Origin of the sequence: Vibrio sp. 10N.261.52.A1 (assembly GCF_002876325.1) — a bacterium.
GTDB classification, from domain to species: domain Bacteria; phylum Pseudomonadota; class Gammaproteobacteria; order Enterobacterales; family Vibrionaceae; genus Vibrio; species Vibrio chagasii.
On record NZ_MCYD01000842.1, the window covers coordinates 1 to 5,169 of the forward strand.

Genomic DNA, 5,169 nt, shown 5'->3' on the forward strand with positions numbered 1-5,169 from the left:
GCGCTTGTCACCATGTTCGCGCGCCGCTTTCCGCCTCCCTTGTCGAATGACCAACTCAGAAAGTTAGTATTTATGGTGTTGATGTTGATTGGTGGGTATTTGATGGCCGTGTCGGCATGGTCATTGTTGGGCTCTTCATAAACCAGCTCTATCAATGAGGCTAGCGACTCGCTAGCCGAAGCTTCACCGTCTAAACACGCTTTAGCATCTCAAAGATTCCTCTACATAGTCCAAACAAGCAGCTCTCTTGAGTATCCAACGTGATGTTACTGCGATAATAGGGGCTTAAATCTACCCCCATTCCTACGCCGTGGATTTCAATATTATTCTTGGTCGTCTCGCGATCAATCACCTGTTTGAGGTGGTTGTCTAAATAGAATTGATCATTGGCTGTGCTGGTGGCGGTATCCATCGGGCAACCGTCCGAAAACACAAACAAAACCTTTCGTTGTGCGCTGTGCTGCTGCAATCGCTGGCTGGCAAACTGAACCGCTTCGCCATCAATTCCTTCTTTGAAGATGTCCGCTTTACGAAGGCTTGCAATACCGAGTCGAGCGCGCCTCCAATGGGTATCAAAATCCTTAAATACGATATGTCTAACCTCGTTTAAACGCCCGGGATGTTTCGGTTGGCCTTGTTTGAGCCACTGTCGGTAAACCTTGCCACCGTTCCAGTTGTTGGTGGTGAAGCCGATAATCTCGAAGGGGATATTGGCGAGCCCAACGGATTTGAGAATCGTATCCATTAGTAGGCTTAGCTTGTGGCTGTGTTTCTGCATCGATCCCGAACAGTCCATCAAAAACGTGATGGCACATTGGTGAGAGGGGCCAATTTCAGGCTGATAAAAAACCGTGCGGTCTAAAGGAGATGTGATGAGCTTAGTGATGGCGGTGGCGTTGACGATGCCTTCTTCTAGGTGTTCTTGGCGTCGAACTCGTTGCGGTATGGCAACAAAACCAGAGAGCATGGCGGCTAAGCGTCGGGTATTCACTTGTCTCGCCATCAAGTCATCAGTGAGTTTTTGTCTCAGTTCGAATAATAGGGCACGCCGGACGAGCTTATCTGCGGCGATCACTTGGTCAAATTCTGAATTGAATACTTGATAATTGGCGCCTGACAATTCGAAGACCTTACTACTGCCAGTGATGTCCGCATCAATCTCTTCATCTTCTATGTCACCATCAACGATTAAAGCAAGTTGCGCGAGGATTTTGATGTCCTCTTCAACCGTTGGTGTCGGCGAATTATTACTCTCTTGTTCTTGGTTTATGAGCTCTTGCGCCAAAGAGGCCAGTTCGTTGGCGCAATTAGCAAACTGTTGTTGGTCGCATCTATGACCCTTCAAGCGCTTTAGACAGTTGCCGAAAATAGGTACGAGGCCTGCCCGAGTTGATTCAATGGTTTCAGCGATGGGCTCTGAGACTGGGACACCTGTTAATCGAGTGTGGATGACCTGCATTAATGTGAATAACAAAATACCAATGCGAGATTCGGTAAAGCCATTTTGATGATATTGATCGCTCCAATACGTAAAGTTGAACTGAATGCTTTTAGTGACGCCTTTTAGGTAAGCTGGGACTTGTGACTCGATTCGTACCTGTTCGCAAAAATCGAACAGTAAACGCTCGACTTCGTTTTTTGGGCGCAGTGAATAGTGAAGTTCAGCATCAGAAAGCAGCAGTCTCAATGCCGATGAGTCAATTTTACCGTTCATCGATAATTTACTGTTGATGAGCTCATGGCGTGATACAAAGGTGAGATCGTTGGTGTGTGCCGATAAGTGATAACAAGGACGACTACCGTTGTAGAGGCGCTCTCCTCGGTAATTCAGATTCAACTCACCGCTGATCGCTCTGGCAACCGACACGCCAATATCGAGGATCTTTTTCTGTTGGGAGGAAATATTAGCCATTGATTAAGACTCCGACTGAGCATAGCTCTGAGTATGATCCTCTAGTGCCTCACCAAAGCAGCGGAAGTAATATTCGCGAACCAGCTCCTTCTCTTCTTCTTCACAACGGTTGAGGAACGACAGCCTAAATGCAGTGGCTACATTGTTGAATATTCGAATATTCTCAGCCCATGTAATTACCGTTCTTGGCGACATAACCGTCGACAAGTCGCCCGCTCTAAATCCATTTCGCGTTAAACCAGCGGTGGCGATCATTTTCTCTACTAACTGTTGACCGCTTTCATTGTTTAGCTCAGGGCGCTTTGACAACACGATCTTAGTTTCATGTTGTGGGTCTAAATAGTTAAGTGTCGCGATGATGTTCCATCGGTCAAGTTGGCTATGGTTAAGCACTTGAGTACCCGAATACAAACCTGAGAAGTTACCCAAGCCAAGCGTGTTGCAGGTAGCAAACAGGCGGAAAGAAGGGTGGGGAGTGATCACTCGGTTTTGCTCGAGAGAAGTGTATTTGCCGTCTTGCTCTAAGAGTTGCTGAATCACAAACATCACATCAGGTCGGCCTGCGTCGTATTCGTCCAGTACCAATGCGATAGGCTGTTTAATGCTTTGTGGAAGAATGCCTTCCTTAAATTCCGTTACCTGCATTCCATCTTTAATGACGATGCTATCTTTGCCAATGAAATCTAGTCTGCTTAAGTGCCCATCTAGGTTGATCCTCAAACATGGCCAATTTAATCGTGCTGCCACTTGCTCTATATGAGAAGACTTGCCGGTTCCGTGTGTGCCTTGTATCAACGTGCGACGGTTAGATGTGAAGCCCGCTAATATTGCGAGCGTGACCTCAGGATCAAAACAGTAGTTGGGATCGATCTTCGGTACGTACTCTCCCGCTTTCTCAAAGGCCAATACCGTTAAGTCGCTATCGATGCCGAAATGCTCTCTTACACTTACCTGTTGCGTTGGTCGCAATTCCTCATTGTTCATTCTTTATTCCCCATTATCGCTTCCATGACTGCTGTGATTTTTGAACTGCTATCGATTATTAACCTCTCTCTTAGAGTTAACGGCACTTTTTGTACGAAAAACTACCAATAATGTGATCCAGTTTTATTAATTAGAATGAATTGTTCCATTTTAACGCAAAAGGTTGACGCGCAAAAAATCTACTACTAAGGTGAATTTGAATTCAAAAAAGAGACAATTCATTCCGAAAAATGAAATTTAAGTTAACTCAAGGAGAATGGAAGAATGAGTGAGCAAGAAAAACGTACGGTTGTTTCCGGCACAGTAACAATGACACCATCAGAAGCGTTCGTTGAAACTATGGTCGCCAATGATGTTACCGATATGTTCGGCATCATGGGTTCGGCATTTATGGATGCAATGGATATCTTTGCTCCTGCTGGCATTCGATTGGTCCCAGTGGTACACGAGCAAGGTGCTGCTCACATGGCAGATGGTTACTCTCGAGTTTCTGGTCGCCACGGTGTGGTTATCGGCCAGAATGGTCCGGGTATCAGTAACTGTGTAACAGCAATTGCAGCAGCGTATTGGGCACACAGCCCTGTTGTTATTGTGACGCCAGAGACCGGTACTAAAACAATGGGCTTAGGTGGTTTCCAAGAGTGTAACCAACTTCCAATGTTCCAAGAGTTTACTAAGTATCAAGGGCATGTAACGCACCCTGACCGTATGGCGGAATACACGGGTCGATGCTTTGACCGTGCAATGAGCGAGATGGGGCCTACTCAACTTAATATTCCACGTGACTACTTTTACGGTGAGACTCAAACTGAGATCCCTCAACCAGCACGTTTAGACCGTGGCCCAGGTGGTGAAAAATCTCTGAACGAAGCGGCAGACTTGATTGCTGAAGCGAAATTCCCAGTCATCATTTCTGGTGGCGGCGTGGTAATGGCTGATGCCGTTCAAGAGTGTGCGGCACTGGCAGAACGACTAGGCGCCCCCGTAGTAAACAGCTACCTACACAATGACTCGTTCCCCGCTAGTCACCCATTATGGTGTGGTCCTTTAGGCTATCAAGGTTCGAAAGCAGCAATGAAGTTGATGGCTCAAGCGGATGTGGTTATTGCTCTCGGAACACGTCTTGGTCCATTTGGCACATTGCCTCAACACGGTATGGATTACTGGCCGAAGAACGCGAAAATCATTCAGATTGATGCAGACAACAAGATGCTTGGCTTGGTTAAGAAGATCTCTGTGGGTATTTGTGGTGATGCGAAAGCGGCAGCAGTGGCACTAACCGAGAGATTGGAAGGTCGTGCACTCTTATGTGATGACAACAAAGGCGCTCGCCAAGACACAGTCGCAACAGAAAAAGCGCTGTGGGAAAAAGAGCTTGATGAGTGGACGCACGAACGTGACTCGTTCAGCTTGGACATGATTGAAGAAAACTCGCATGAGACTCCGTTCTCTGGTGGCGAATACCTTCACCCACGCCAAGTACTTCGTGAACTCGAAAAGGCGATGCCAGAAGATGTAATGGTCTCAACGGATATCGGTAACATCAACTCGGTTGCAAACAGCTATTTACGTTTTGAAAAACCGCGCAGCTTCTTTGCGGCAATGAGTTTCGGTAACTGTGGCTATGCGTTCCCGACCATCATTGGTGCGAAAGCAGCAGCACCTCATCGTCCAGCTATCTCTTACGCAGGCGACGGCGCGTGGGGCATGAGCCTGATGGAGACCATGACGTGTGTTCGTCACAACATTCCTGTGACTGCGGTGGTATTCCACAACCGTCAATGGGGCGCAGAGAAGAAGAACCAAGTCGACTTCTACAACCGACGTTTTGTCGCTGGTGAACTAGACAACCAAAGCTTTGCAGAGATCGCTCGAGCAATGGGTGCTGAAGGTATCACGGTTGATAAGCTAGAAGATGTTGGCCCAACTCTACAAAAAGCCATCGACATGCAAATGAACGAAGGCAAAACAACCATCATTGAGATCATGTGTACTCAAGAACTGGGCGACCCGTTCCGTCGAGACGCATTGTCTAAACCGGTTCGTTTCCTAGATAAATACAAAGATTACGTATAACCAATAGGAAGTTTGTCCGGCACTGTATTATCGAAAGTGTTAGGGAGAAGGCTATCGAGATCGGAGTCGGACAAACAAATTAAGTGATGGTTTTTGATATTAAATTGAACGTGAAAGAAAACTCTTTTTTCATTAAGTCATATTTTTTACGTTCCTTGCTCTGAATATTAGAGCACTAACCAAATCACTATTACACC

The 5,169-nt window shown here is 46.6% G+C and carries 3 protein-coding genes and 1 pseudogene; 2 read left to right on the forward strand and 2 right to left on the reverse strand.

Annotated elements, in window-relative coordinates:
- Positions 1-141 (forward strand): annotated as a pseudogene (locus tag BCT81_RS29030) (sulfite exporter TauE/SafE family protein); the annotation flags it as partial.
- Between the two features lie 49 nt (positions 142-190).
- Here the strand turns inward: BCT81_RS29030 and BCT81_RS17900 are convergent.
- Together BCT81_RS17900 and BCT81_RS17905 are read right to left on the reverse strand one after the other, a co-directional pair.
- On the reverse strand, positions 191-1,912 hold the full coding sequence (locus tag BCT81_RS17900; protein ID WP_102425333.1) for a cobalamin biosynthesis protein CobT: 1,722 nt from the start codon (positions 1,910-1,912) through the stop codon (positions 191-193).
- Positions 1,913-1,915: 3 nt separating this feature from the next.
- Positions 1,916-2,896: a MoxR family ATPase gene (locus BCT81_RS17905; RefSeq protein ID WP_102425334.1), complete on the reverse strand. Its 981-nt coding sequence runs from the start codon at positions 2,894-2,896 to the stop codon at positions 1,916-1,918.
- 264 nt (positions 2,897-3,160) lie between these two features.
- Between BCT81_RS17905 and xsc the strand changes: the two genes are divergently transcribed.
- Positions 3,161-4,972: a sulfoacetaldehyde acetyltransferase gene (gene xsc / locus BCT81_RS17910; RefSeq protein ID WP_061032189.1), complete on the forward strand. Its 1,812-nt coding sequence runs from the start codon at positions 3,161-3,163 to the stop codon at positions 4,970-4,972.
- Positions 4,973-5,169: the final 197 nt, after the last annotated feature.